35 protein-coding genes and 1 pseudogene are annotated in these 24,909 nt (G+C 68.2%); 18 read left to right on the plus strand and 18 right to left on the minus strand.

The genetic code is table 11. The annotated features are described in order from the left end of the window. The first annotated feature begins 78 nt into the window (after positions 1 to 78). Positions 79 to 489 carry an ArsR/SmtB family transcription factor gene (locus ABD255_RS18800; RefSeq protein WP_344215606.1) on the plus strand — a complete coding sequence of 137 codons (411 nt, stop codon included), beginning with the start codon at positions 79 to 81 and terminating at the stop codon, positions 487 to 489. Beyond that, positions 486 to 1,598 carry a cation diffusion facilitator family transporter gene (locus ABD255_RS18805; protein ID WP_344215608.1) on the plus strand — a complete coding sequence of 371 codons (1,113 nt, stop codon included), beginning with the start codon at positions 486 to 488 and terminating at the stop codon, positions 1,596 to 1,598. Before ABD255_RS18800 ends, ABD255_RS18805 begins: the two co-directional genes overlap by 4 nt. 71 nt (positions 1,599 to 1,669) lie before the next feature. On the opposite strand, the gene ABD255_RS18810 is transcribed toward ABD255_RS18805, so the two are convergent. Further along, positions 1,670 to 2,389: an arsenate-mycothiol transferase ArsC gene (locus ABD255_RS18810; protein ID WP_344215610.1), complete on the minus strand. Its 720-nt coding sequence runs from the start codon at positions 2,387 to 2,389 to the stop codon at positions 1,670 to 1,672. Between the two features lie 177 nt (positions 2,390 to 2,566). Between ABD255_RS18810 and ABD255_RS18815 the strand changes: the two genes are divergently transcribed. The 3 genes from ABD255_RS18815 to ABD255_RS18825 all read left to right on the plus strand — a co-directional run bounded on the left by ABD255_RS18815 (position 2,567) and on the right by ABD255_RS18825 (position 4,281). Then, a complete protein-coding gene (locus tag ABD255_RS18815) occupies positions 2,567 to 2,875 on the plus strand; it encodes an Rv3488 family transcriptional regulator (RefSeq protein ID WP_344215612.1) in 309 nt (102 codons plus the stop codon). Positions 2,876 to 3,007: 132 nt separating this feature from the next. Next, complete coding sequence (locus tag ABD255_RS18820; RefSeq protein ID WP_344215614.1) at positions 3,008 to 3,418, plus strand: APC family permease; 411 nt, start codon at positions 3,008 to 3,010, stop codon at positions 3,416 to 3,418. After that, positions 3,343 to 4,281, plus strand: coding sequence for an APC family permease (locus ABD255_RS18825; RefSeq protein WP_344215616.1), 939 nt, complete (start codon positions 3,343 to 3,345; stop codon positions 4,279 to 4,281). Before ABD255_RS18820 ends, ABD255_RS18825 begins: the two co-directional genes overlap by 76 nt. Before the next feature lie 140 nt (positions 4,282 to 4,421). On the opposite strand, the gene ABD255_RS18830 is transcribed toward ABD255_RS18825, so the two are convergent. Beyond that, positions 4,422 to 5,957, minus strand: a complete 1,536-nt coding sequence (locus ABD255_RS18830) for a CehA/McbA family metallohydrolase domain-containing protein (protein ID WP_344215618.1) — start codon at positions 5,955 to 5,957, stop codon at positions 4,422 to 4,424. Between the two features lie 224 nt (positions 5,958 to 6,181). Between ABD255_RS18830 and ABD255_RS18835 the strand changes: the two genes are divergently transcribed. The 3 genes from ABD255_RS18835 (at position 6,182) to ABD255_RS18845 (ending at position 8,344) form a co-directional block, all read left to right on the plus strand. After that, the gene (locus ABD255_RS18835) at positions 6,182 to 6,598 is read left to right on the plus strand and encodes a hypothetical protein (RefSeq protein WP_344215620.1); all 417 of its coding nucleotides are present in this window, start codon (positions 6,182 to 6,184) and stop codon (positions 6,596 to 6,598) included. Positions 6,599 to 6,701: 103 nt separating this feature from the next. Then, positions 6,702 to 7,427: a DUF3105 domain-containing protein gene (locus ABD255_RS18840; protein ID WP_344215622.1), complete on the plus strand. Its 726-nt coding sequence runs from the start codon at positions 6,702 to 6,704 to the stop codon at positions 7,425 to 7,427. Further along, complete coding sequence (locus tag ABD255_RS18845) at positions 7,424 to 8,344, plus strand: cation diffusion facilitator family transporter (RefSeq protein WP_344215624.1); 921 nt, start codon at positions 7,424 to 7,426, stop codon at positions 8,342 to 8,344. Before ABD255_RS18840 ends, ABD255_RS18845 begins: the two co-directional genes overlap by 4 nt. 63 nt (positions 8,345 to 8,407) lie before the next feature. Here the strand turns inward: ABD255_RS18845 and ABD255_RS18850 are convergent, their stop codons facing one another. The 5 genes from ABD255_RS18850 to ABD255_RS18870 all read right to left on the minus strand — a co-directional run bounded on the left by ABD255_RS18850 (position 8,408) and on the right by ABD255_RS18870 (position 11,915). Further along, a complete protein-coding gene (locus ABD255_RS18850; RefSeq protein ID WP_344215626.1) occupies positions 8,408 to 8,962 on the minus strand; it encodes a vitamin K epoxide reductase family protein in 555 nt (184 codons plus the stop codon). A 34-nt stretch (positions 8,963 to 8,996) separates the two neighbouring features. Then, the gene (locus tag ABD255_RS18855) at positions 8,997 to 9,620 is read right to left on the minus strand and encodes a DsbA family protein (RefSeq protein WP_344215628.1); all 624 of its coding nucleotides are present in this window, start codon (positions 9,618 to 9,620) and stop codon (positions 8,997 to 8,999) included. Positions 9,621 to 9,653: 33 nt separating this feature from the next. After that, positions 9,654 to 10,901, minus strand: coding sequence for a hypothetical protein (locus ABD255_RS18860; RefSeq protein ID WP_344215630.1), 1,248 nt, complete (start codon positions 10,899 to 10,901; stop codon positions 9,654 to 9,656). Then, on the minus strand, positions 10,901 to 11,368 hold the full coding sequence (locus ABD255_RS18865) for a hypothetical protein (protein WP_344215631.1): 468 nt from the start codon (positions 11,366 to 11,368) through the stop codon (positions 10,901 to 10,903). Before ABD255_RS18865 ends, ABD255_RS18860 begins: the two co-directional genes overlap by 1 nt. Positions 11,369 to 11,486: 118 nt before the next feature. Further along, positions 11,487 to 11,915, minus strand: a complete 429-nt coding sequence (locus ABD255_RS18870; RefSeq protein WP_344215633.1) for a hypothetical protein — start codon at positions 11,913 to 11,915, stop codon at positions 11,487 to 11,489. A gap of 85 nt (positions 11,916 to 12,000) precedes the next feature. Between ABD255_RS18870 and ABD255_RS18875 the strand changes: the two genes are divergently transcribed. The 3 genes from ABD255_RS18875 to ABD255_RS18885 are packed head-to-tail and all read left to right on the plus strand — an operon-like array spanning position 12,001 to position 13,952. Then, on the plus strand, positions 12,001 to 12,372 hold the full coding sequence (locus ABD255_RS18875; protein ID WP_344215635.1) for an ArsR/SmtB family transcription factor: 372 nt from the start codon (positions 12,001 to 12,003) through the stop codon (positions 12,370 to 12,372). Continuing rightward, positions 12,369 to 13,139 (plus strand): cation diffusion facilitator family transporter, encoded by a 771-nt coding sequence (locus tag ABD255_RS18880; protein WP_425554460.1) that lies wholly within the window; start codon positions 12,369 to 12,371, stop codon positions 13,137 to 13,139. The genes ABD255_RS18875 and ABD255_RS18880 overlap by 4 nt, the downstream gene beginning before the upstream one ends. 3 nt (positions 13,140 to 13,142) lie before the next feature. Further along, on the plus strand, positions 13,143 to 13,952 hold the full coding sequence (locus tag ABD255_RS18885) for a methyltransferase family protein (RefSeq protein ID WP_344215636.1): 810 nt from the start codon (positions 13,143 to 13,145) through the stop codon (positions 13,950 to 13,952). On the opposite strand, the gene ABD255_RS18890 is transcribed toward ABD255_RS18885, so the two are convergent. The 4 genes and pseudogenes from ABD255_RS18890 to ABD255_RS18905 form a co-directional block, all read right to left on the minus strand. Then, positions 13,934 to 14,302: a hypothetical protein gene (locus ABD255_RS18890; RefSeq protein WP_344215638.1), complete on the minus strand. Its 369-nt coding sequence runs from the start codon at positions 14,300 to 14,302 to the stop codon at positions 13,934 to 13,936. The two genes, ABD255_RS18885 and ABD255_RS18890, sit on opposite strands and share 19 nt — an antisense overlap. Further along, positions 14,299 to 14,721, minus strand: a complete 423-nt coding sequence (locus ABD255_RS18895; protein WP_344215640.1) for a MerR family transcriptional regulator — start codon at positions 14,719 to 14,721, stop codon at positions 14,299 to 14,301. The genes ABD255_RS18890 and ABD255_RS18895 overlap by 4 nt, the downstream gene beginning before the upstream one ends. Positions 14,722 to 14,920: 199 nt before the next feature. Beyond that, positions 14,921 to 15,130: pseudogene (locus tag ABD255_RS18900) on the minus strand (organomercurial lyase MerB); the annotation flags it as partial. 131 nt (positions 15,131 to 15,261) lie between these two features. After that, positions 15,262 to 15,852: a TetR/AcrR family transcriptional regulator gene (locus tag ABD255_RS18905; protein WP_344215642.1), complete on the minus strand. Its 591-nt coding sequence runs from the start codon at positions 15,850 to 15,852 to the stop codon at positions 15,262 to 15,264. Between the two features lie 149 nt (positions 15,853 to 16,001). Between ABD255_RS18905 and ABD255_RS18910 the strand changes: the two genes are divergently transcribed. Both ABD255_RS18910 and ABD255_RS18915 read left to right on the plus strand, forming a co-directional pair. Continuing rightward, on the plus strand, positions 16,002 to 16,196 hold the full coding sequence (locus ABD255_RS18910) for a hypothetical protein (protein WP_344215644.1): 195 nt from the start codon (positions 16,002 to 16,004) through the stop codon (positions 16,194 to 16,196). Further along, positions 16,187 to 16,705 (plus strand): DUF2269 domain-containing protein, encoded by a 519-nt coding sequence (locus ABD255_RS18915; protein ID WP_344215646.1) that lies wholly within the window; start codon positions 16,187 to 16,189, stop codon positions 16,703 to 16,705. The genes ABD255_RS18910 and ABD255_RS18915 overlap by 10 nt, the downstream gene beginning before the upstream one ends. Positions 16,706 to 16,734: 29 nt before the next feature. On the opposite strand, the gene ABD255_RS18920 is transcribed toward ABD255_RS18915, so the two are convergent. From ABD255_RS18920 to ABD255_RS18930, 3 genes are read right to left on the minus strand one after another with little or no spacing between them, the layout of a single operon-like run. Continuing rightward, positions 16,735 to 17,289 carry a hypothetical protein gene (locus ABD255_RS18920; protein ID WP_344215648.1) on the minus strand — a complete coding sequence of 185 codons (555 nt, stop codon included), beginning with the start codon at positions 17,287 to 17,289 and terminating at the stop codon, positions 16,735 to 16,737. 37 nt (positions 17,290 to 17,326) lie between these two features. Beyond that, positions 17,327 to 17,584, minus strand: coding sequence for a hypothetical protein (locus ABD255_RS18925; RefSeq protein WP_344215650.1), 258 nt, complete (start codon positions 17,582 to 17,584; stop codon positions 17,327 to 17,329). A gap of 1 nt (position 17,585) precedes the next feature. Further along, positions 17,586 to 19,028 (minus strand): MFS transporter, encoded by a 1,443-nt coding sequence (locus ABD255_RS18930; protein ID WP_344215653.1) that lies wholly within the window; start codon positions 19,026 to 19,028, stop codon positions 17,586 to 17,588. Positions 19,029 to 19,081: 53 nt separating this feature from the next. Between ABD255_RS18930 and ABD255_RS18935 the strand changes: the two genes are divergently transcribed. Beyond that, positions 19,082 to 19,666, plus strand: coding sequence for a TetR/AcrR family transcriptional regulator (locus ABD255_RS18935; RefSeq protein WP_344215655.1), 585 nt, complete (start codon positions 19,082 to 19,084; stop codon positions 19,664 to 19,666). Positions 19,667 to 20,333: 667 nt separating this feature from the next. Next, positions 20,334 to 20,768 (plus strand): hypothetical protein, encoded by a 435-nt coding sequence (locus ABD255_RS18940; protein WP_344215844.1) that lies wholly within the window; start codon positions 20,334 to 20,336, stop codon positions 20,766 to 20,768. Here the strand turns inward: ABD255_RS18940 and ABD255_RS18945 are convergent. Both ABD255_RS18945 and ABD255_RS18950 read right to left on the minus strand, forming a co-directional pair. Further along, complete coding sequence (locus tag ABD255_RS18945; protein ID WP_344215657.1) at positions 20,693 to 21,007, minus strand: DUF305 domain-containing protein; 315 nt, start codon at positions 21,005 to 21,007, stop codon at positions 20,693 to 20,695. The two genes, ABD255_RS18940 and ABD255_RS18945, sit on opposite strands and share 76 nt — an antisense overlap. Positions 21,008 to 21,112: 105 nt before the next feature. Next, positions 21,113 to 21,349: a hypothetical protein gene (locus ABD255_RS18950; protein WP_344215659.1), complete on the minus strand. Its 237-nt coding sequence runs from the start codon at positions 21,347 to 21,349 to the stop codon at positions 21,113 to 21,115. Between the two features lie 183 nt (positions 21,350 to 21,532). Here ABD255_RS18950 and ABD255_RS18955 point away from each other — a divergent pair, with 183 nt between their 5' ends. Genes ABD255_RS18955 through ABD255_RS18965 form a run of 3 tightly spaced genes read left to right on the plus strand, consistent with a single transcriptional unit; the run spans position 21,533 to position 23,968 of the window. Beyond that, positions 21,533 to 22,393 carry an alpha/beta fold hydrolase gene (locus ABD255_RS18955; protein WP_344215661.1) on the plus strand — a complete coding sequence of 287 codons (861 nt, stop codon included), beginning with the start codon at positions 21,533 to 21,535 and terminating at the stop codon, positions 22,391 to 22,393. Beyond that, entirely contained in the window at positions 22,390 to 22,839 is a 450-nt protein-coding gene (locus ABD255_RS18960; RefSeq protein ID WP_344215663.1) for a hypothetical protein, read from the plus strand. Before ABD255_RS18955 ends, ABD255_RS18960 begins: the two co-directional genes overlap by 4 nt. A 4-nt stretch (positions 22,840 to 22,843) precedes the next feature. Further along, positions 22,844 to 23,968, plus strand: coding sequence for an FAD-dependent monooxygenase (locus ABD255_RS18965; RefSeq protein ID WP_344215665.1), 1,125 nt, complete (start codon positions 22,844 to 22,846; stop codon positions 23,966 to 23,968). A gap of 179 nt (positions 23,969 to 24,147) precedes the next feature. On the opposite strand, the gene ABD255_RS18970 is transcribed toward ABD255_RS18965, so the two are convergent. Together ABD255_RS18970 and ABD255_RS18975 are read right to left on the minus strand one after the other, a co-directional pair. Continuing rightward, complete coding sequence (locus ABD255_RS18970) at positions 24,148 to 24,429, minus strand: heavy-metal-associated domain-containing protein (protein ID WP_344215667.1); 282 nt, start codon at positions 24,427 to 24,429, stop codon at positions 24,148 to 24,150. A gap of 44 nt (positions 24,430 to 24,473) precedes the next feature. Continuing rightward, positions 24,474 to 24,764, minus strand: a complete 291-nt coding sequence (locus ABD255_RS18975) for a metal-sensitive transcriptional regulator (RefSeq protein ID WP_344215669.1) — start codon at positions 24,762 to 24,764, stop codon at positions 24,474 to 24,476. Between the last annotated feature and the right edge of the window lie 145 nt (positions 24,765 to 24,909).

The following is a 24,909-nucleotide window of genomic DNA, read 5'->3' on the forward strand; positions in this document are numbered from 1 at the left end:
GTGCGCTGAGGGACTCCACGGCGAACACCCTTCCTCGTGCGGTTGCGGTGGCCCGGAACACAGGCTTACTATCTGCGTATGCGCGCAGATACGCAATCACGTAAGCAGTCACCGGACGACGACCACGTGGCGCTGGCCGTGGAAGTCTTCCGCATGCTGTCCGACGCCACCCGGGTGCGGCTCGTCTGGGCGCTCCTCGACGGTGAGAGGTCGGTCAACGAACTGGCCGACGCGGTCGGGAAGTCCCCGGCCGGCGTCTCCCAGCACCTGGCCAAATTGCGACTCGCGCGGCTGGTCCGGACCCGCAAGCAGGGCAACCAGGTCTTCTACCGGATCGAGAACTCGCACGCCGGCCAACTGGTCGAGGACGCGATCTACCACGCCGAACACTCCAGCGGAGGCTTCCCCGACCACCACCGCCCCGGCGCTGCCGCACCTGATGCCGAGTCCACTGCAGCCTTCACACCGACGAGCAGGACGAGCCGATGAGTACGCCGGAACACGAACAGCAGCACGCCCGCGACGACACGCCGCAGGCCGGTCACGGACATGGTCACGGGCATGGTCACGGGCATGGACGCGGCCACAGGCACGAGGTGGGGCACGGGCCTGCCCATCACGACGGCTTCCTCGGCAAGCTCAAGGAGATCTTCGTCCCGCACTCGCACGACAGCGCCGACAAGGTCGACTCCGCCCTGGAGGCCAGCAAGGAAGGCATGCGCTGCCTGAAGATCAGCTTCGCCGGGCTGATGCTTACCGCGCTGATCCAGACGGTGGTCGTGTTCCTCACCAACTCGGTCGCGTTGCTCGGCGACACCCTGCACAACTACGCCGACGCCCTGACCGCCATCCCGCTCGCGATCGCGTTCCTCCTCGGCCGCCGGCTCGCGACCCGCGCCTACACGTACGGCTTCGGCCGCGCCGAGGACCTGGCCGGGATCATCGTGGTCCTGCTGATCGCGGCGTCGGCGGCGTACGCCGGCTACGAGGCGATCATGCGCTTCATCCACCCCAGCGACGTGCGGAACGTCGGCGTCCTGATCGCCGCCGGTGTGATCGGCTTCATGGGTAATGAGATCGTCGCGCAGTACCGGATCCGCACCGGTCGGCGGATCGGCTCTGCTGCTCTGGTCGCGGACGGGCTGCACGCGAGGACCGACGGTTTCACCAGCCTGGCCGTGGTTCTCAGCGCGATCGGCGCCTGGCTCGGCTTCCCGATCGCGGACCCCATCATCGGTCTGCTGATCACCATCGCGATCCTGTTCGTACTCCGTGACGCCGCCCGCGAGGTCTACCGCCGCCTGATGGACGCCGTCGACCCCGCCCTGGTCGACCAGGCCGAGGAAGTCATCCGCGCCACCCCGGGTGTCGTCCAGGTCACCGGCATCCAGCTCCGCTGGATCGGCCACGCGCTCCGCGCCGAGGCTCGCATCGCGGTCGACTCCAGCCTGTCCCTCATCGAAGCCCACCACCTCAGCCACCAGGTCGAGCACGACCTCATCCACGGCGTACGACGCCTCACCACCGCCACCATCCACGCCGAGCCCCTTCCCCAGGACGCCGACGCAGCCCACGAACTCGTCGGCCACCATCGCTGACGCCAAGGCGGCTGATCCGACTTGGCCGCCAGCGGTCGGCCCGGCGGCCGGACCTGGGGTCCGGATGGCGATCAGCGGCGTGGTGTCACCATCAGGTCTGCGAGCAGCAGCAGGACCCGGCGGTCGAGCTCGTCGCGGGCGGCCGCGATCGCCTCGGCCGTGCCATCGGCCGGATTTGGCCTGTCCCACCGCAGCAGCCTGCGCCGCTCCACCGGGAGGTCGTCCTCAGCGACCTGTAGCGCGCCCGCCCACCCTGTGTCGCCGGGCGCCCCGGTCAGTCCGGCAAGCGCGGGGAGAGCTCCGATCTGCACCACGACGTCAGCTGCCTGAACCGCATCGGCGGTCAGCGGTTTGGGGAAGGCCTCGCTGATGTCGATGGCGGTGTCGGCCATGGCTTGCACGACACCCTGGCCGACCGCGGTACCCGGGGAGATCGCCGCCGATCCGACGTTCAGCCGGCCCCGGGCGTAACTGGTCAACAGCGCAGCGGCGATCGGAGCGGCAATTGTGTCGTCGGCATCAACGAACAACACCTCGAGGGTGCTGTGCGTCAGACGCCGCGAGAGCTTGCCCAGCCGTCGCAGCCGGTCGATCGACCAGCGCTCGGCGAGTGGGACCAGGTGATGCCTGATGTGGGCGGTGCGGGCCAGCAGGTCGTACGACTCGATGGTCACCAGCTCGCACTCGTCCAGCGGGATCGCCCCGTCGTAGAACTCGAAGACGTGCTGGGCGGCGCGACGCAGTTGCGAGGAGGTGTTGAGCAGTTCGAAGTCTTCGAGGTTCCTTGGCACGGTCGTCCTCCCGGAACGGGCAGTCAGCCGGCAGGTGACTGCCGGCTCAGATATCGGCACCCGATGTCGTTTCACGATATCCGGACCGCAGCAGCCGTGGGAGACGGAGCTGTCGAGATTTTCGAGCCGGGCGTACGATCGGATTCCGATATCGGTTTCGTCAGTAAGGAGGCGGCAGTGCGGGAGTTCCAGCGGGGTGCAGTGCGGTTGCACATCTTGCATCACGCGGCCGAGGGCGAGGTCCACGGCGCGTGGATGACCGAGGAACTGGCCGGCCATGGCTACCAGATCAGCCCCGGCACGCTCTACCCGACGCTGCACCGACTGGAGGCCGACGGGCTGCTGGTGTCCGAACAACGGATCGTCGACGGCCGCATGCGGCGGGTCTACCGAGCCACCAAGGCCGGCCGGAAGGCGCTGGCGGAGGACCGTAGGGCGCTTGCGGAGCTGGCCCGCGAAGTCCTTGGCGACGACACCGAGTCCTGATCTCCGGCCGGCCTGGGCGGCCGGCCACTCCATCCCAGGGCGGTCGACGGCGGTGCAGGGGGTGACGTATCGTCTTCCGATATCGGATTCCGTTGGGAGTTCGGTTGCGCCTGACGACCTACGGAGCGAGCCATGAGCAAGCCGTCGACCGCCGCGGGGACGCCGGACGAACTCGACCGGCGGTTGGGAGTGCCCGACGCCGTCGTCATCGGTCTGGGGTCGATGATCGGTGCCGGTATCTTCGCCGCCCTTGCCCCCGCGGCCGATGCGGCCGGCTCCGGGCTGCTCATCGGTATGGCGCTCGCCGCCGTGGTCGCCTACTGCAACGGCACCTCCTCGGCGCGGCTCGCTGCCCGCTATCCGGCGTCGGGTGGCACCTATGTCTACGGCCGTGAACGCCTCGGTGATTTCTGGGGCTATTTGGCGGGCTGGGATTCGTTGTCGGCAAGACTGCCTCCTGCGCGGCGATGGCTCTCACTGTCGGTTCCTACGTTTGGCCGGACCAGGCCCACGCGGTCGCGGTCGCCGCGGTGGTGGCGCTGACCGCAGTGAACTACGGCGGGGTACAGAAGTCAGCCTGGTTCACCCGGGCCGTCGTCGCCGTGGTCCTGGCGGTGCTGGTCGCCGTGGTGGTCGCAGCTCTCAGCTCCTCTGCGGCAGACGCGGCCCGGCTCGACATCGGGGACGACGCCACCTTCGCCGGGGTGCTCCAGGCGGCAGGTCTGCTGTTCTTCGCCTTCGCCGGCTACGCCCGCATCGCCACCCTCGGCGAGGAGGTCCGCGACCCCGCGCGCACCATTCCCCGGGCCATCCCGCTCGCGCTCGGCATCACCCTGGTCGTCTACGCCGCCGTCGCCGTCGCTGTTCTGATGGTGCTCGGGTCCGGCGCCCTTGCGGATGCCGCCGCGCCGCTGTCGGACGCCGTCCGGGCCTCGGGCGCCGACTGGCTCGTGCCGGTCGTGCGCGTCGGCGCGGCCGTCGCTGCGCTCGGTTCGCTGCTCGCTCTGATCCTGGGTGTTTCCCGAACGACACTCGCGATGGCTCGTGACCGGCACTTACCGCACGCCCTGGCCGCGGTCCACCCGCGGTTCAAGGTCCCGCACCGGGCCGAACTCGTGGTCGGCGTCGTCGTGGCGGTGATCGCCGCGACGGCGGACGTGCGTGGCGCGATCGGTTTCTCGTCCTTCGGCGTGCTTGTCTACTACGCCATCGCCAACGCGTCCGCCTGGACGCTGAGTCCGGACGAGGGCCGCCCGGCGCGGATCATCCCCGCCCTGGGGCTGACCGGCTGCCTGGTGCTGGCCTTCGCCCTCCCGGCCACCGCGGTGATCGCAGGCGCCGCGGTGCTGGCCTTGGGGGCCGCCGTCTACGGCGTGCGCCGAGCCGTAGCCGCCCGCAAGTCGTAACACCCCGTTGGATCATCACCCGGCGTGCTGTACTACGCGTCCGGCTCAGCACTTGAGCCCCTGCAGCACAATCTCCCGTACGCCGTCTTCGTTGCCGTCGGCCCGCTTCAGCGATGGTGCGTCAGCTCACCGTGTCGTGTTCAGGCGACGTTGACGAAGATCGGGTTCGAGTAGAACCACAGATCCTCCCACGGGCTCTCTTTGCCGTCGGCGGCCGGTTCGGCCTCGTCCGTACTCGTGCCGCGGACCCGGATGTAGCTGCTGGCGGTGACGTCGCGCAGGGTGTGGCGAATGACGTACTCGCCGCCGACGCGGCGGAAGTCGCTCTTGCCGTAGCGGGCGACCACTCGCGTGGTGGGGTTGGTGGCGGCGTCGCGATCGGTCACAGGTCCGGTGATCTCGCCGACGATCAGGTCGACCCGATTCACCTCAGGCCGGTCTCCGTTCGCGTTCGTGCCGGTGAGCGGCCGGAAGCGGATCTCGACGACGACGTCGTTGTTCCGGCTGTCGGTCACGCTGAGCTGCTGTCCGACGGTGGCGACGTGCCGACCGTGCGTGGCGGCGATGTCGAGGCCGGTGACGAGGTCGCCGGTGGTCACGAAGATGCGCCCGGTCCGAAGCCCGTCCATCACGTCGCCGTAGTCCTGCCGCGCGTGCACGTACGTCTTCGAGTACTCGCCGGGCCAGAAGTCCGACCCACCACGGGTCCAGTGCACGTGCGAGTCGGAGGTGGCGGTGATCCACCACCGACGGCCCTCGCCCAGGAGCGAGTCCCACAGGCCGCCGACGATGGCGGTCATCTGGTCGTAGCCGCCGTGCGTCGGGTACCTGCCGTAACCGCCGCGAGCACCGCCCGACAGCGGGCCGGCCTGGTGGCCCGGTGCACCTTCGAAGCCGACGTACACGTCCGGCGCGGCGTCCTGGTTGTTCCGGAACTCCCGCGGAGTGTCCTGGCCCCACACGCCCAGTCCGGTCGCCGAACGAGAGGCGTGGTGGGCGATGACCAGCGGCTTGCCGGTGAGGTTCTTGGCGTAGTTGAGGAACTCGACCATCTTCGCCTCGGTGTCCCGGGCGGGGTCGCGGGGGAACGGATCGTGCTTCGCGAAACGCGACTCCAGGTCGTACAGCAGCTGAGCCTCGTTGTCGCGGCGCGGAATCATCAGCGTGTGATGATCCATCGCCGGCGCGTCGAACTCCATCCCCCAGAACTGCAACACCTCGGGAACCAGGCGGCGCGACTTCAGCAGATCGGGATACGCCAGCTCGAGGTTGACCTTGGAGTGCGTCGGGCCGCCGTGGTCGGTGCACATCACCCAGGTCAGGCCGAAACTCTTCGCCATGATCGCGTTGGTGACGATCGGGTAGACCGCGTCCGCGCCCTTGTGGAACACCGGCGGGGTCCTCGTGGTGTCGAACTCACCCGAGTACTCCGAGTGAATGTGGTGGTCACCGGCGCGCCAGACCCGGCCACGGCCGGAGGATCCCGCGGTGTGTGAAGGAGCGGCTGCGTGAGCGGTGACCGGCAGAGCAGTCGCGGCGGCAAGGGTCGCGCCGGCCCCGCCGACCTTCATCAACTGCCGGCGCGAGAGCCCGGCCACGGCACGGTCGCCCGGGTCGGCCATCTCGAAGTCGACGTGCTCGTGGCTGTGGTCAGGATCGTGGTCGTGGTCGCGCATGGCAGCTCTCCTACACGGAAGCGGACGGATGCAGCCATCCGAACCGCGTCCCGTGAACGTGGGCTGAACTGCCGTAGATCGAGCACCGAACGGCGCTCGTCCGGTCTGGCGACCCGCCCCGGATGCCCGTCGGCCGAGCCCGGACCGGCATCAGGCGCTTGGTCACTGCCCGGCCTCCTGCCGACACGCTTGCGTGGCGGCCGACGATCCGTAAGCTGTGCGACGTGACCAGCTCGGACCGTGCCGCTCTGCGTCGTACCGTGACGCATGTGCTCGCTGGGCTGGTCGCCGCGGCGCTGGTTGTCTTCGGTCCGCAATGCGTCGAGGTCGCTGTGCCCGCCATCGGAGCATCGGCCGTAAGCACCGCGCCGGCATCCTTCGCCATCGTGGAGGCGGATGCTCCGGACGCCGGGATGCACGCCGGCTGGCATCGCAGCGACGGTGACCGCTCCGCCGGAGATCTCCTGTCGGCCTGCCTTGCGCTGCTCCTGGTGGTCCTGCTGGGCGCCGCCGCACTCCCGCGCCGGCGGCTGCTTCCCGCTCCGCTCTCGACGGCGGGGGCATCGATCGCCCCCATACGCCGGCACGGGATCTGGCGGCCCTGCCGCACGCCGGCAGCATTGGGTATCGCTCGCATATAGGGCGGCGCCGTCCACCGCCGGGCCGTCGTACGGCGGATTCGCCCCCTCGCTCCTGAGCACGGTCGCCGTAGCGACCGCGTGTACCCACCTTGGACGGTTATCCATGAACAAGTCGAGCAGAAACAGCAGCCGCGAACGGAAGCGGCTGATCGAACAGATGCAGCAGTCCCAGGCCCGCGCCGACCGGAGGCGGACGATCTTCGTGGTAGCGGCCGCGATCGTCGTCGGACTGGCGATCGTCGCCTATCCGGCTGTGCGCCTGGTCCAGGACAGTCGCGACCGCAACGCGTCCACGGCTGAGCTCGGGGTCGCCGCCGACGCCGCGGGTTGCGACGCGGTCGTCGAGGACAAGACCCAGGGCAACCTGGACCACAAGCCGGACGGGACCCCGCTGACGTACGCCGTCTCGCCGCCGTCGTCGGGGCCGCACTACCAGGTGCCGGCGTCGTTCGAGCGCAAGTTCTACACCGCGTCCGACCGCCCGGCGATGGGCAACCTGGTGCACAACCTCGAACACGGTTACACGATCCTCTGGTACAGCGAGAAGGTCGCCGCCGACAGCGACAAGCTCCGCACCGTCGAGAAGATCGCGAAGTCGTACAGCTCGTCCGATCTGAGCGGGAAGTTCCTAGCCGCGCCGTACCAGGCCAAGGACGGCGGACCCGCATGGCCGGCCGGAAAGGATTTCGCCTTGTCGCACTGGGGCGGCGGCCCGCCGGAGGCGCAGAAGGGATACCGTCAGTACTGCGCGGACATCAGCGGAGCCGCCGTCAAGCAGTTCACCGACAAGTACCCGGCCACCGACGCACCGGAGCCGAACGCAGCATGAGCGGACACGGCCACGGTCAGAGCGAACTCACCGCCACCGGACGCCACCGCGGAGCCCTGATCGGCGCGCTGCTGTGCTCGCTGGCCATCCTCGTGGTCGAAGTGATCGGTGCGGTCGTGTCCGGCAGCCTCGCACTGCTCGCCGACGCCGGGCACGTGCTGGCGGACTCCGGTGGTGTCGCCCTCGCGCTGGGCGCGACTGTACTGGCGGCCCGCCCCGCACGGGGCAGGCGTACTTTCGGCTGGGCGCGCGCCGAGATCCTCGCCGCCGCCCTCAACGGCCTCATCCTCACCGGAATCGGGATCTACGTGCTGACCGAGGGTATCCGGCGGCTCATCAACCCCAGTGAGGTCGAGGCCGGCTCGATGGGAATCTTCGCGGCCGTCGGCCTCTTGGGCAACTTGGCCGGCATGGCGTTCCTGTTCCGTGCCCGCGGCGCCAGCCTCAACCTGCGAGGCGCCTTCCTGGAAGTTGCCACCGACACCGCCGCCTCCGTCGGCGTACTCGTGGCCGCGATCGTCATCGCGACCACCGGTTTCCTCCGAGCCGACCCGCTGGTGTCGGTCGCAATCGGCATCCTGGTCATCCCGCGGGCACTGCGGCTGCTCCGCGATGCCGCCCGGGTGCTCCTCGAAGAAGCGCCGGCCGACCTGGACCTGGAGGAAATCCGCCGACACATCGTGGAGATCGAACACATCTCCGACGTTCACGATCTGCACGTCCACACGGTCACGTCCGGGCTGCCCGTGCTCACCGCGCACGTGGTCGTCGACGACGGGTGCTTCCAGGACGGCCACGCCCCACAACTGCTGGACAGGCTCCAGCAGTGCCTCGCAGCCCACTTCGACGTCGAACACTCCACCTTCCAACTCGAACCGGCCGGCCACGCCGACCACGAACACCCCCGCCACGCCTGAGTCGTCGGCGAACCCCGAAATCGAGTCTCAGGGCCGACCGCCGCGCTGCCTGCGCCAGTGGTCCTAGAGAACCGTGCTCCAGTAGCTCCAGAAGCGTTCGGTGATCAGCGTGAGGATGACCACGAACCATACGGTCAACACGACGGAGTGGTAGCGCGTGATGACAGGCTTTCGCAGGTTGTGCAGAGTGACGTACCAGAAGATCGGGATCGTGACTGCCCAGACGGCCATGCAGTACGGGCACAAGGCACCGATGCGGTACAGGCTCTGGAAGATCAGCCAGTGCACGAACACCGCGCCGAAGGTCACTCCGAGCTGGAGGCCGATCCAGAACCACCGCCGGAATGCCGCGCCCGCAAGGAGCGCGGCACCGACGGTCGTGACGATCGCGAACCCGGCGATCCCGAGCAGCGGGTTCGGTACGCCGAACGCCTCGGCCTGTGGCGTCGACATCACCGACCCGCACGACAGCACCGGGTTGATGCTGCACGACGGCACGTACGACGGATCGCGCAGCAGCTCCATCTTCTCGACTGTCAGGACGACCGCGGCCGTCAGGCCGACGGCACCACCGATCAGCAGCAGCCAGGCCAGCGCCCGAGACGGCTCCCTGGGCACTGACACCGGGTGGCGCGGAGCCGCAACGTCCGGGCTATTCGAGAGCGGCATCGATGCTCGCCTTGAGGTCTTCGATGGACTCGGGTTCGAGCTTCGCGCCGTTCAGGAAGAACGTCGGCGTGCCGCTCACCCCGAGCGCCTGACCGTCGGCGGCGTCCTTCTTGATGCGCTCCAGCGTCGCAGGGTCGTTGTACGCCTTTTCCCAAGCGGCCATGTCTAGCCCGAGCTCCTTGGCGAAGCCGCGGAACCGGTCGTCGGCCGGGACCTGCTGCTCGCCCCACTCAGCCTGGGTCGCGTACATCTTCTGGTACATCTGCTCGAACTTGCCCTGCTTCGAGGCGGCCTCGACTGCACGCGCGGCGCGCTCGGCGTTGAAATGACCCGGCAGCGGGAAGTAGCGCACGACGAACGTCACCCTCCCGGCGTAGTCCTTGCGAAGCTGCTCCACGGCAGGGAACGCCGCACGGCAGGCCTCGCACTCGAAGTCGAGGAACTCCACGAACGTGGCCTTGCCGTCGGCCGCCGTACCGAGCCGATGACTGTCCGGCCGCACCATCCGTTCACTGACGCCCGCCGCAGCCGCCGGCTCTTCCTGCTCACGACCACTGACCGCGAGCAGCACTCCGACGACGACAGCGAACGCAACCGCAATACCCACCGAAATCCTGGCGTTGGTGCTCATACCGTTCCTTTATTGAGAGAAGAGGAGGAGAAGGCCGCCGGTGGTGTAGGCGACCATGACGATCAACAGCGGGATCTGCCCGACCAGGGCCCTCGCGCGCGGGAAGAGCGCGACCGCGCGGTCGTGGGCGGACACGACGCCGAGCAGGTGCCCGATCACGACGGCACCGACCTGGATGCTCGCGATCAAGCCGGTGAAGTTCACAATGTCGTCGTTCACGCCGAGCAGTCCGGTACCGAAGACGTTGGCGCCGTTGCTCAATGGATCGCTGAGCAGGATGACCGTGCGCTGACCCTCCAGCCACAACAGCGTGAAGTAGTGCGCAACGACGTACCCGAGCACGATCGGCACCACCGAGTGCGCGAACAGTCCCGGCAGAGCGGCGCGTGAACTGCCCGACATGCGGCCGGCCAGGATCGTCGCCGAACTGTAGGTGATGAGCACGAACAACACGAACGCAACCAGCGCGGCCGGCCCAACAGCGTCATCGAGTACCCGGAGTTCTGCGCCCACGCGATCCAGAACGTGGAGCTGGAGACGACTGTCGAGATTCTCGAGCGGACGCCGTACGACGATCGCGCCGTCGCGCCGGCCCCACACCGACAGCTTCGCCATCAGCGTCGCGTACGCCTCGAACGGATCGGCCGCCGCGAACCAGGCCTGCCCGAACAACACCGCTCCGAACCCGATGAGCACGACGTACAGCGCCAGCCACGACTGGACAACGACCAGCGTCGCCAGGTCCGGCGCCACCAGCTCGAGCCATGCGAAGGCGAGAATCCCGCCCGCGGCGGGCCAGACGCCGACCCGCGGCGAGAGCGTGAACAGGCCGCGCGCCGGATCCTGACGCAGCAGACGGCAAGCGAGCAGATGCAGGGTCCGCAACGGATTCAGTGTCCGCCATACCGGGCCGAGGAGCAGCGACAGCGGCACCAGGCCGACCCAGACGAGGATGTAGAAGAACCCGAAGATCGGGTTAGTCAGCCGATCTGCCCCGAACAGCAATGCGACCCCGGCGTACCCGAACAGCGCCAGCCCGAACCCCCGGACAGCCCAGCGGAACCAGCCCGCGTCGATCGTGCGCGTCACCGCTGCCGGCAGCGCGCGTCCGGCGGCAGCTCCACGGTACTTCGGGCTACGCCACGCCAGCCCGAGAATCACGAACGACAACGTGATCGCGACCGCGGCCCCACCGACCGCCAGTTCGAGTGGCACGGGCAGGTCCTGACGGCCGCCGATCCCGTGCAGCGGGAGCATCAGGCGACCTGCAGGCGGAAGGCGAGCTTGGCGCTCTCGTGCGTCTCGACCTCGAACGAGCCCTTCATGTCCGCCGTGAACAGCAGCGACACCGTCTTACCCGGCTCCAGGTCGAGCGTCTTGTCATAACCGTGCACGTGCAGCGAGTCCGCCACGTCACTGGTCGCGACCAGACGCACGGTCTGTCCCGCCTTGGCCTTCACCACTGTCCCGCCTGCGGTAGCGATCTTGCCTTCCTTGATCGTCACCTCGACGTTCACGCCCGCCACCGCCACCGTCGGCGCGGATGCAGTCGGCTTCGCGGCCGGCGTGCTGGCCGGGCTCGTCGGGTTGGCCGCCGGAGCGGAACTGCTGGACGCGGGCACCGATGGGGCGGCTGCCGGGGCGCCGCCACCGCAGCCGGCGAGCGACAGGCCTGCCAGGGCCGTCACAGCCAGAACGAACGTGCGAGAACGAGTGATGGACATGAGACTCCACAGGAATGCGAGGTGCGAACAGGTGGACCGGCGAAGCACCCGTCGGCAACGGCCGACGGCATGGCGAGGCGAGCACGAATGGCTCAGCCAGTTGTGCAGGTACGCCGGACTAAGTCCGCAGTACGCAGAGCTGTGTCAACGACGGAGCAGTCGGCCAGGGCGGATCAGCCGCACCGAGTCGGATCCCCCCGCGCCAGAGGTCCCCGATGCCGTAGGCAACCAGTCGCACGGCGCGCACGGCCAGCGCCAGCAGAAGTGTCAGGGAGGCACCCAGGAGGCCCACCACGAGCAAGTGCGCGTGGTGCCCTGCCGACGGAAGCGCCGACGGAACGTCGTTCATGTCCAGGTGCAACGGGCCGACCAGATCGGCCGACGGCACGACGACGGCATGCGCTGCAGCAGTCAGCGTGTCGCCCGGCTCGGAAGCCGAACCGTGGAACGCGCACACGGCGACCACCGCTGCGAGCAAGGCAAGGCCTTGCACTAGCCGACGCCGCATCCCTCCGAGCCCGTCCATGGTGCCGACCAGAGTAGCCAACCCCAATCCACACGCAGGCGAGTCCCCCACCTGCAGCACCGGAGACGCACTTCCCCTCTGCGCCCACTGGCGCTAACATCGCCATATGGCGATGACAACGCGGATTCAGGACCCTGCCGTCGACGAGACAGCTGCTCTCTCGGTGGCGGCTTGTTTGTTCCACGGCTTCAGTGATGCCTCCCGCCTGGCCATCGTGCGGCACCTCGCGCTTGGCGAGCACCGGGTCGTCGACCTCACCGAACACCTCGGACTGGCGCAGTCGACGGTCTCGAAACACCTGGCGTGTCTGCGCGACTGCGGCCTCGTCGAGTCCCGGCCCCAGGGCCGAGCGTCTCTGTTCCGGCTGACGCACCCCGATGCCTCGCTCGAACTCCTGACCGCCGCTGAGCGGCTGCTCGGGCTGACTGGTGACGCCGTCGCGCTCTGCCCCGTCTACGGCCAGGAGGCCCAGCGGTGAGCGACCGGCGCCACACCCCCGATCAGCCGCAGATCCACGCGCTTCAACTCGAGCCGGTGCGGATCACCCCACCACCAAGCTCCTGGACGACCGATCCGGAGCAGCGCCGCAAGCTGAGCCGTCGCGCACAGCTGCTCGCAGGGGCATCGGTCACGTACAACGTCATCGAAGCGATCGTCGCGATCAGCGCCGGCCTCGTCGCCGGCTCGGTAGCCCTGGTCGGCTTCGGCCTCGACTCCGTCGTCGAGGTGTCCAGCGGGCTCATCATCTTGTGGCAGTTCCGGCACCGCCTCCCCGAGACCAGAGAACGGCAAGCCCTGCGACTGCTCGCCTTCTCGTTCTTCGGCCTGGCCGCCTACGTCACCTTCGAATCCCTCCGAGCCCTGATCGGCGGCAGCGATCCCGACACCTCACCCGTCGGCATCGGGCTCGCCATCGCCTCACTGATCATCATGCCGTTCCTGTCCTGGGCACAGCGCCGTACCGGCAAGGCCCTCGGCTCCAACGCAGTCGTCGCCGACTCCACCCAAACGCTGCTGTGCACCTACCTGTCCGCCGTACTCCTGATCGGACTGGTGCTCAACGCCACACTCGGCTGGGGCTGGGCCGACCCCATCGCCGGGCTGATCATCGCCGGTGTCGCAGTCCGCGAAGGCATCGAAGCCTGGCGCGGCGAAGGCTGCTGCTCACCGATCGCCAGTACCGACGGTCACGTCGGCTGCCGTTGCAGCGACGGCACCTGCAACGACGGCTGCTGCAAGGACTGAGCCATGGCATACCTCGCGCTGGCACTGTTCGCCGTCTACTTCCTGACCGGATTCGTACTGCGAACCGTGCTCCAACTGCGCCAGACCGGTGACTCCGGCTTCCGCGGCCTGTCCGGCCGGCCGGGCTCCGCACGCTGGTGGGCCGGCGTCTCCTTCGGCATCGCACTGCTGTGCGGCCTCCTCGGCCCGGTCACCGCACTGGCCGGACTCGAACCTGTCCCCGCACTCGACCGCCCTCTGATCAAAGCCGCCGCGACGATCGCGACCGTCACCGGCATCGCCGCAACGCTGGTGACCCAGTACTCGATGGGCACAAGCTGGCGCATCGGCGTCGACCAACGCGAGACCACCGACCTGGTCACCTCGGGACCGTTCGCCTTGGTACGCAACCCAATCTTCACCGCGATGGCGCTGACCGGCACCGGCCTGGCGCTCATGACCCCGAACTGGATCGCACTCGCCGGCATCGCAATACTGATCCTCGCCCTGCAACTCCAGGTCCGCGTCGTCGAGGAACCGTACTTACTAACCACCCACGGCCAACGCTACCGGCACTACGCCGCCGAAACCGGCCGCTTCCTTCCACGCATGGGCCGACTCGACACAACGTACCCGCGGCCCGCCGGTGCAACGCAGTCCACCCGGACTGGTTCTCGCTCGCACTACGCCATCATCAAAGCGGACCCGAGGCTTCGCAGACAACCAGCTGCTGACACAGCTTCCGGTCGAGGAGCAGGTCCCCCCGCCGTTTCGGTCCGCTTCACTGATACCGGTCAGCCGACGCCACGTGGCAGTCACCCGCGAGCGCCCTGAGCACCGCACCTGGCGGCCTCGGTATCGGCTGCGGGAACGTCGACCGGCGTGGTTGCCGCAGTGATCGCGGCGCGGAGTTGCTCGGTGCTGGGCGCGGGCACGATCCGGCCTTGGTCGTCTCGGTAGAGGCGGCAGGACACGGTGCAGTCGCAGTGGTCGGGGGCGGAGAACGGGTCGACGCCGTTGATCAGCAGGGTGGGTGAGCCGGCCATGCCTGCCGCGGCGGCCTCGGTGTCGGTGCTGATCTCGCGGGTCGTGACGGGCAGGTCGGTGGCTGTGTGCAGCCGTTCGAGCATCGGTGCCAGGTTGGGACAGTCCGGCACGTGCAGCACTTGCAGGTCGAGCTTCATTCGCTCCTCCTCGCGAGTTCGCCGGATGGCTGGTTCTGGATGGCTTCGAGCAGCGGGCAGTGCCGGTCGGAGCGCGGTAGGTCGCAGGTGTCGATCAGGTCTTCGAGGGATGCGTTCATCCGCTGCAGGTCGGCGATCCGCGCGTCCAGGTCGGCCTTGCGGGCTTCGGCCAGGGCACGGGCGGTGTCGCAGCTGTCAGGTCCGCCGGTGTCGAGGTGAAGGAGTTCTTCGATCTCGTCTAGCGTGATGCCGAGTTCCTGGGCGCGTTTGATGAACCGCAGCAGCCCGACCGCATCCACGGGGTAATCGCGGTAGCCGCCCGGGGTGCGCGGCGGCTGCTCGAGGAGACCGCGGCGCTCGTAGTAGCGCAGGGTTTCGCTGTTGACTCCGGCCTGTTCGGCCAGCTGACTGGTCCGCATACCCTCGATCATCAACCCTGGACCCAACTACGGAGTCAAACGGCCGCCTGCGTCCAGCCGAGCTCGATGGCTGCCTGCCGGGTGGTTGCCGTAGAAGCACCGGGAACAACAGCGCGTCGCTGGCGCAGAACGCATAGACGGTCTGGCCCGCGAAGGTGAAGCGGCGCGCGGTGGGCCGCAGCGTGAGCCCGAACCCGGCGAGCCGGCCGTGTTCGTCGTAGTCGAGGCCCGGATGCCGACCGAGTTCCCTGCGGACCTCATCCGAGCTCCAGCCTCCGGCCGCCGCGATTTGTTCGATACTGACGGGTTGTCCGGCGGCGAGCAGCCGGTAGAGGTGCGGGAGCAGGTCCGGGATTCCGAACTGGAGACGGATCAGGGCAGCGAGGTGGTGTGCGTGGTCGGTGAACATGTCGATCGGGTCCTTCTTGGGAGTCGATGGACGTTTGACTCCAGCGTTGACTCCGTACCCGGCTCCAGAGTCAACCCCTAGGCGGACAGGCACTTTGCCGAGGTACGGCGAGGTCCGCGGGCGCGACCAGATCAGTGGGCAGAGGAGGGGCTGAAGCCCAGTCCGTCCAGGGTGACGGCTACCAGGCGCTTGACGGCGGCCTGCGCGCGGAGGTTGCCCGCGGCACCGAGGGCGTGGAGGCAGTACGTGGTCAGCTCGGCGGGAGCCACGTCGTTGCGCAGGTGGCCGGCGGCCGCGGCGTCTGCGATGAGTTCTTCGAACAGGGTGGCGAGGTGCTGCTGAGCGTGGTCGACCTGGTGACCGCGATGCAGTAGTGCCGCCAGCTCTTCGGTGCCGTGCTGAGCGCGGTGGTGGCAGATGTTGGCGTAGTGCTCGACGGCACTTCTCAAGCGTTGATCTGCCTTGGTGTGCTGGTCACGAATTTCGATCAGCCGGGCGAGGTGGCTGTCGACGTGGCGTTGGTGCTGGGCGGCCAGGATTGCCTCGACGTCGGGGAAGTACTTGTAGAGCGTCGCTCGGCCGATGCCGGCCCGCTCGGCGACCTGCGTCATCGTCACGGACAGGACTCCGTGCTCCGTCGCCAGCGTCCAGGCACTGTCGAGGATCGCCTCCCGCACGGACCGGCGGTGCGCGTCGATCGTCTCGTTCCACAACTTCGGCACCCTCGAAGCATACGCCGCGACTCTTCCTACGACACCATGTCTTAGTGTAGGCATGGTGTATCGAAAAATTTGGAGGGCGCATGGATAGCGATCCGCGTTCGCCCGGCGAGGCTCATGGTCCTCGACCGGGATCGGCAAGGCCACCGGGTGTGCCGCGCTGGGTGAAGGTGTCCGTGGTGGTCGCCGGTGTTGTGCTGGTGCTTCTGCTGGTGCTGATGCTCGCCGGAGTCGGCGGCGAGCACGGCCCCAGGCGGCACAGCGGGCTTGGTAGTGCGCAGGCCGGCGCGGTGGTCACCACGAGCGATTTCAGTGAGCCGGCCAGCGGGACGCGTTCGTGGCGCTGAGTCCGGGTCTCCGCAAAGGCGTGCTGACCGTTCACGTGGTGACGTCGGTCGGCTGGTTGGGCGCGGTCGTCAGCTACCTCGCGCTGGACGTGACAGCCGCGACGAGCACCGATCCCGAGACGGTGCGGGTCGCCTACTCGGCGATGGCGCTGCTGACAGCCGATGTCATCGTTCCCCTGGCCGTGACATCGGTGGTGGTGGGCATCGTGAACGCACTCGGCACCTCGTGGGGCTTGGTTCGGCACTATTGGGTGATCGTGAAATTGCTGCTCACCGTCTTCGCCACCGTGGTGTTGCTGGTCGAGAGCCGCACCGTCGCTCAGTTGTCCCGCTCAGCAGCCGACAGCCCCACTCCCGGTGAGCTGCCGTCGACGTTGCCGCACTCCGTCGGCGGTGTTGCGGTCCTCCTGACCGTCACGATGTTGTCCGTGTACAAACCGAAGGGCCTCACCCGGTACGGGTGGCGCAAGCAGCAGCGCTGCGACCGTCCGCAGGCCACACGTGGTTGATGCTGCTCGATTCGATGCCCGGACCACGGTCATGGGTTTTCAAGCAGTTGCCGTCTCCACGGAGGCACGACCAGCGACAGCGTAGCCACAAGCGCGGCGGCGGCAGCGATCGTGGTCGCGGTCCAGAACGGAGCGTGGTCGGCCGCCGCGCCGGCGAGTGCGCTCCCGGTGGCGAAGCCGAGCCAGTTCGCTGTCGTCAGGGCCGCGAACGCCTGGGACTGGGCGTGGTCGGGGGTGTGGTTGGCGATCAGGAGCGCTTCGATGGCGTCAGCCGGCCCGGTGGCGGCACCGACGAGCAGCAGAAGAACGACGGAAACGATCATTCCGGGACCGGTGCCGACGGCAACGATCAGGACGCCGTACAGGCCGAGCGCGACAGCGAGCTGGGTTGGAAGTGATCCGGACGAGGACCGGGCGCCGTAGACGAAACTCGCCACGACGCCGCCGCACGCCATGGCCGCGATGAAAGGGCCCGGGTTGCGGCCGAGGTGTGCGGCATGGGCCACTACACTGACCTGCAGTGCGCCGATGGCGACCGCGCCGAGCGCCACGACAGTCAGGATGTGCAACTGCCTGGCACCCACGCCCATACGGCGGCCCGGCTCGGCCGACGGGCCGTTGCTACGGGCAGCCGCGCGCGAGAGTCCACAGCGGTCCGCGGCGGTCTGCGACCCGGCCCCAGACCGGGGCGGTGACGGCGACAGCTGTCGAGTAGGCGCCGACGACAGCCCCAGCAATGGTGTAGCTGACGGTGGCCTGGGTTGCGCTGGTCAGCAGGGACAGGTTGACCATTCCGGCCAGCAGGTAGCACACCAAAACAGCGGCAATGACGCGGGCGATGCCGGGAGTGGTGAGCGCCGTGCGGTAGCTGGCGACCACCTCATCGCCCCGCGGCCGGCTGCGGGCCAGGCTTGATCAGGGTGGCTGCGAGGAGTGAAGCCACACCTGTCAGCGCTGCTGCGATGGCCAGCGCCATCCGCCAGCCGTTGGTCGTCGACTCGGCGGTCACCACGCCGGTGGTGCCAGCCGCCGCGGTACTGACTGTGGTCAGCACCGCGAGACCAAGTGCCCCTCCGATCTGCTGGGCAGCGTTGAACAGCGCAGAGGCGATCCCGGAATCGGCGGATCCAGCGCTCGACATCGCTGCAGTAGTCAGCGGGACGAACGTCAGGCCCAAACCGAGGCCGGCGACGACCAGGCCAGGTAGCAGCGTCGCCGCATAGCTGGACGCCGGGTCGATCCTGACCAGCAGCGCCAGTCCGAGCGCCACCAACGCCGCGCCGGCCGCAGACAATCGACCTGGGCTGACCCGGTCGGCCAGCGCCCCGGAGAAGCGTGCCGCGACAGCGATCGCGGCAGTCATCGGCACGAAGGCCAGGCCGACGTACACCGGATCCTTGCCCTGGATCGTGGACAGGAACAGGCTGACGAAGAAGAAGAGGGCATAGATCGCAACGCCCAGGATCAGCCCTACCACGTCGGCAGCCACAACAGTCCGGCTGCGCAGGACATCTGCCGGAACGAGCGAGGCCCGCAGGGTGGCCTGCAGGAACACGAAAGCCACCAGGAGTGCGAACGCCCCAAGCAGAACGAGAAGCGTTCCACCCGTCCATCCGTGGTCGGCGGCCCTACTCAGGCCGTAGACCAGAAGGATCAGGCCGCCGGTCGCGGTCGTCGTGCCGACTACGTCGATCCTCGAGGTCTGGACTCCGCCGGGCCTCGGCAGGGCCAGGAGGCCGAGCAGCACCACGACAGCGACGACCGGAACGTTGATCCACAGCACCCAACGCCACGAGATCGCCTCGGTCAGCACACCGCCGAGTACCGACCCGAGCGCCGTGCCGCCGGCCGTCACGCCGGCCCAGATCCCGAACGCCAGGGTCCGGCCACGACCTGGCGCGAACACGTCCATCACCAGAGCCATCGCCGCGGGAGCCATCATCGCGGCCCCGGCGCCTTGAACGGCCCGCGCACCGACGAGGACGAGCTGGTCGCCCGCCGCGCCGCCGATCAGTGACGCGATGCCGAAGGCGACGGCCCCCAGCAGGAACGTCCGGCGGTGACCGAACCGGTCCGCGACCCTGCCACCGACCAGCAGCAACCCACCGAAGGCGAGGGTATAGGCGGTGATCACCCACTGCAGTTGCGCAGCCGTGAACCCCAATCCGTCCCGGATGGGACCCAGCGCGACGTTGACGATTGTCGCATCGACGACGATCAGCAGCTGACTGCCCGACAACACCGCCAGCGCCACCGCCGCGCGCACACCGAGTGAGCCCGACGCCCGGCGCCGAGCGGCCATCTCTACTCTTCGCTCATTCACTCAACGAGCGTAGAGCGAAATGCACATTCGGTCAACGCATGTAGAGTGAAGAGGTGACGGAGGACGAGTCGATCTCACGCGCCGATCGGCGCCGACGTACGGAAAATGCGATTCTGGCGGCCGCACGCCGCCAGTTCGGCGAGCTCGGCTACGAGCGGACCAGCATTCGCGCCGTCGCCGCGGAGGCAGGGATCGATCCCGCATTGGTGATGCAGTTGTTCGGCACCAAGGAACGGCTGTTTTCGCTAGCCGCAGCATCCGGCGTCGATCTGGAGTCGCTGACCGGTGCGGCGGCGGCGGACCTGGCGGAGGCGGCGGCTGCGCACCTCTTCACCGACTTCGAAGACCCCGAGCGTCGTGGCGGCGCGTCGGCGCTGCTGAGGAGCTGTCTGACTCATCCTGCTGCTGGTGCAGTCCTGCGCGATCAGGTGATGGGGCCAACACAGGCAGCGGTCGCTGCGACCATCGGCGGTAACGACAGCGAGCTGCGCGCCGCGGTCTTGAATGCGTGCACGCTGGGAGTAACGATCGCCCGGTACCTTCTGCAAGATCCAGTCCTGGCCGGAGCCGACCGCGCCGACATCGAGCGCATCCTTCAGCCTGCACTGCGAACCATCGTCGACAGCGAACAGCGGTAACCGGGGCCCGCTGGTCGCCGGCGCCGCACCGCGAGCGGGCTTGCCCCGGGGCGATGGCAGGTAAGGCGGCCGTTCACCCGGCGCTCCAGTGGCTGCATGCACCGGTTGCGAGGCGCTCGCGACTGCTGCGCCGGCCGGTGACAGTCCTCTGGATCGGTTTGGGTGCATTGATCGACGCCTGGCGCTTCTGCCTGGGTACGTCGCCACGATGTCGTGATCGTGCCGGGCATGGGTGTGTTCGAGTCCGATCTCCAGGAGCGCTGGATGTCGACCGCCTCGAGAGACAACTCGAGGAGGTCCGGTCGGACCGAGACCGCATCGTCCGCTTACTGGCCGAGCGAAGCCGACTGCAGGCGACTCGCCTTGACGACCAGTTCGCCGAGCTGACCGCCGCGTTGTTCGAAGACACCCGATTCGGTCATCGAGGTACGCGCCGAGGATGAGACCACAACTACAGGGCGAGTGGGGGATCATATGGAGTTCTATCGCGCCATCCAGAGCCTCGGCGGCAGGGGAAACGGCTCGTACGGCGGGCGTTGAGCACAGCTGGTCTCACGCAGTCGGAGCAGCGACTCGCCGCAATCTCGATCTGTTCGACCGGAGCACCCGTCGACTCGACACACCACCACGCTGGGACTGTGTCGTCGAATGGGGCTCCGGCGGCGGCATGAACGCCGTCCAATTCGCACCGCGGGCAGGCGAGTTCGTCGGCGTCGACGTCACGAGCGCGAGCCTGCGCGAGTGTGAGCGTCAGGTCGCCGCCGTCTGCGACACACCCTTCCGCGGCATCCACATCGGGGTCGACACGCCGGAGCAGGCGATCCAAGCCGTCGGCGGTCCGTGCGACGTGTTCCTGAGTTTCTGCGTCTTCGAGCTGATCCCGACCCCGGAGTACGGCGACCGCCTGCTCCGGATCGCCTTCGAACCGCTCTCCCCGGGCGGTGTCGCCTTTATCCAGACGAAATACGACGAAGGGCGCTTCGGCACCAGACCGCTGCGCCGGTGCCGACCCTCACCGCTCGCGGCTCAAGGCTGCGCCAGGCGACCGGAAGCCGTCCCAGCAGTCGTTTCAGGGTTCCGGCCTGTGCGGAGTGGTCTGTAGCGACGTCGTGCATTTCGGTCCTCGTCGAGCATGCCGGGGATGGATTCCTCGGCATGGTGTCCGCCGTGTGACGGCGCTGGTACCGGCTTACCCCAGGAAGTCAGCCAGGCCGACATCTGCTTCTTCTGGGGTTCCTGCACCACGGTGATCGCCGCGGCGATCTTCTTCACCTCGGCGCTCTTGGCCTCCCAGCCGGCGATGCCGGCCAGCTGCAGCGCCTGCTGGTGATGCAGGATCATGTGCGACGCGAAGACTACGTCGGCGTCGTCGTAGCCGGCCGGTCAGCCAGGGACCGGACGGCCCGCTGGGGCGCCGCGCCCTGGTGATGCTTGAGCGCACCGCCGTCATTGCCGCAGGCAGCCAGGCGGGTTCAGCTGACTCTTATCGCACAGGAGCCTTCGTTGTTGATGGCAACTGTTACCGGTGTCCGGGCGCGGGGCCTCGGCCCGCTGGAGCAGGTCTGCGGCGCGAAGGTGAAGCGCGACGCGCTCGAGCCCGAGATCGTCCCCGATGCTCGGCAACGCGACCTGCACCACCGTGATGTCGACGATCAGCATGAACTGCGCGAACGCCAGCAACATCAGCGTCCACCACCGCCACGGACGACCCCCGTCTCTCTCGTCGACACCGGGCACCGCTCCTGTGTGCTGATGAGCGTGACGGCTCATCGAACTCCCCTTAACCTAGACGCTTGTGTATAGCTTAATACCGTACCCCGGTATTTGACGGCAAGACCAGCGGCCGGCAGTGGAAGGAGGGCTGGGATGGAAGGACTCGAGTGCGGTGTTGCCGAGACCGAGCTTGTGCGGTTCGGATACGCGCGTGCGGGCCACGGACCACCCGTCCTGTTGCTGCCCGGCAGCGGCGGCTGGGAGCTCACCTTCCACGCACTGCTGCCTCAACTGGCGGTTGACCACACCGTCTACGCGGTTGATCCTCCCGGTCAGGGCGGCACCCGTGTCGTGAGCAACAGCTTCGGGTACGACGTAGACGCCATCGTCCAGTCACTCGTCGACTTCCTCGACGCCGTTGGACTGAGCGAGGTCATTGTGGTGGGGCATTCCTGGGGCGGAGGTTTCGCACTACGGCTGGTCGAGCTGTTCCCCGATCGGATTCGGCGGCTCGTCCTGCTGGCTCCGGCCGGACTCACCGTCAGGGACGTGTGGGAGTTCCGGGCACTGCGCGTGCCGGTCGTCGGCGAAGTGGCCGCGCGGTTCACCACGAATGCCGCTGTGCGGCACATGCTCCACAAGTCGTTCGTCGATGCTGACCGGCTTCCGTCGCCTGAACTCACACGGACGGCCGCACGCACCTTACGCAGCAGGCCTGGACTCCGGCGCGATCTGCTGCGCGTGGAGCGCACCGTGAAGTGGACCGCCACCGAGCGGGACCTCGGGCTCGTCCGGTCGCCAGTGCTGATCGTGTGGGGCGCTCGCGATCGCTACTTTCCGGTCCGGCTGATCGACCGCTTTACGAGCGCGCTGCCGCACGTCAGGACTGAGGTGATCGCCGATGCGGGCCACTCCGTCCACGACGATCGCCCGGCTCAGGCCGTGCCACTTGTCCGGCAATTCCTGACCGGCACCAGCCGAACGACACTACGAGACGAAGCGAGACAGCGATGAACACTTCTCCTCAGCAACGCAGGTCGGCACTCGTCGACGGCTTGGCAGTCTCCGGGTTCGTGCAGATCGCCGCCGGTGCGCTCGCCGGCTATCCGTACGCGGCGGCGTCGTACAAGCCGGAATGGGTCAAGGGACTCGGCATCCAGGCGCCTGGACGGATCCGCCAGCTACACCTCGACCTCATCATGATGGGCGGCCTCACCACAGCCACCAGCGTCGCGCTCCCCAGGTTGCCGCGCGCAGTCGCCGTACCCCTCGCGATCGGCACCTGGACCAACGCACTCGCCTTCGCACCTCTCGCGATGCGGCCTTCGCTCGACCGTTCCAGGCCCTTCCGCGCCTTGGTCGGCACGTCCTTCACCGTGACCGCCGTGAGCTGGGTCGGCGTGGCCGCTGTCGCGCTCCACCGCTGGTCGCGACGGCCGCCGCACACGACAGAAAGGTAGCGCCATGCAGGACAGAAGAGCTGTGATCGTCGGAGCCGGGCTGGGTGGTCTCGCCGCCGCCATCGCACTGCAGGGGCGTGGATGGCAGATCACGGTCGTCGAACGCGCGCCCGCGCTCACGGAGGTCGGCGCCGGGATCTCCCTGTGGCCCAACGCGGTCCGGGCGCTCGATCTCCTCGGCGTCGGCGACGAGGTACGCTCCGCGGGCGGGATCGAGGCGGGCGCCGGCTTCCGTGACGCGCGCGGGCGCTGGCTGTTTCGCTCCGAGCTCGGCGCGATCGAGAAGCGCTACGGGCCGACCGTGATGATCCGCCGGCCGGCTCTGCTCGACATCCTGCGAGCGGCTGTTCCGGATGACGCGCTGGTTCTGGGCACAACCGTCGAGGACGTCCACGGCCTGGCGACGATCGAGTACGGCGGCGGTCGGCGTACCGCTGATCTGCTCGTCGGCGCCGACGGAATCCGCAGTACCGTTCGCGCCCGACTGTGGCCGGACGCGAAGCCGCCGGTGTACGCCGGCTACACCACCTGGCGCTTCATCACCCCACCACTGGGCCTGACCCCCGAGGCCAGCGAGAGCTGGGGCCGCGGCGAGCGGGTCGGGATCATTCCACTTGCCGACGGATCGATCTACTGCTACCTCAGCGCGAGTACGCCGGCAGGTCTGACGTACGACGACGACCTCGCCGAACTGCGGCGCCGCTTCGGGCACTGGCACGACCCGATTCCGGCCATGCTCGAGAGCATCACCCGGGCCGACATCCTGCGCCACGACATCTACCAACTGCCGCCGCTCCGGAGTTACGTCGCCGGCCGGACGGTCCTGCTCGGGGACGCTGCGCATGCGATGACGCCGGACTTCGGCCAAGGCGGTGGCACTGCACTCGAGGACGCCGTCGAGCTCGCCGAGGCGCTTGAGGAGAGCCACGACCTGGATCTGGCGCTGCGCAGGTACGACGCGCGTCGCCGACACCGGACGCAGACCATCGCACGGCAGTCCGGCTTGTTCGGCACCTTCGCGCAAGCGTCGTCACGCCCGGCGGCTGCACTCCGGAACACCGTGGCGAGGCTTCTTCCGGACGGGGTAATGCTCCGCTCCCTCGAGCCAATGCTCACCTGGCACAGCTGACTCCACACGGCTGCCGTCGCATTGTCTTCGCTGCCTTCGACCTCCTCTGGCCGTCCGGCAGGCTGCTGTCCCTGTTGGCCGGCGGGATCCTCGCCGGCCAACTCGGGATCCGAGCCGTACATTATCTGGGAGCCGCGCTGCTCGTCGCGGCCGCCGCCACCGGCTGGTCCGGCCTGCGGTCAGCTGTTGGCTAGTTCGTAGCCGGCTTCCTCGACGGCGGCGCGGACGGAGTCGCGGTCGAGCGGCGTGGTGCTGGCGATCTTGACAGATCCCGTGGGCAGGTCGACGTCGACCGACGTGACGCCGGCGAGCTTTCCGACCTCGGCGCTGACCGAACTGACGCAGTGGCCGCAGGTCATTCCGACAACGGTGTAGGTGTCGACGGCCGGCGCCGCGGCACCTTCGATGGACACGTCGGTCGTGGACTTGGTGTCGGTGCCGCAGCTGCAGGAGTCACACATGAGGGGTCCTCTCAGGAGAAATCGTTCAACAGTCAGCGCGAGGGTCAGGAGCGGACGAGACGAGCGATCGCGTCACCCGCTTCCTTGACCTTGCGGTCGGCCTCGGGACCGCCGGCCGCCGCGGCTTGGACGACGCAATGGCTCAGATGCTCGTTGAGCAGGCCGAGAGCGACGGACTGCAACGCCTTCGTCATCGCCGAAACCTGCGTCAGGATGTCGATGCAGTAGTCCTCGTTCTCGACCATCCGCTGGAGACCGCGGGCTTGACCTTCGATGCGCTTCAGACGCCGGAGGTAGTCGTCCTTGTTCTCGATGTAGCCGTGCACCTCGTCCATGTGACCTGTTCCCTCACGCTCGCCGACACAATACCCCCCTATGGTACCAATCGCCAGATCCCGCCCGGCTACTAGGGAAGTTCGTAGCAATTTTGCGTTACCTCTTTGAGTCACGCCCGTCGGTCTATACAGTCATGGCCCTCAG

The organism is Kribbella sancticallisti, from assembly GCF_039530625.1.
In the GTDB taxonomy this organism is placed as follows: domain Bacteria; phylum Actinomycetota; class Actinomycetes; order Propionibacteriales; family Kribbellaceae; genus Kribbella; species Kribbella sancticallisti.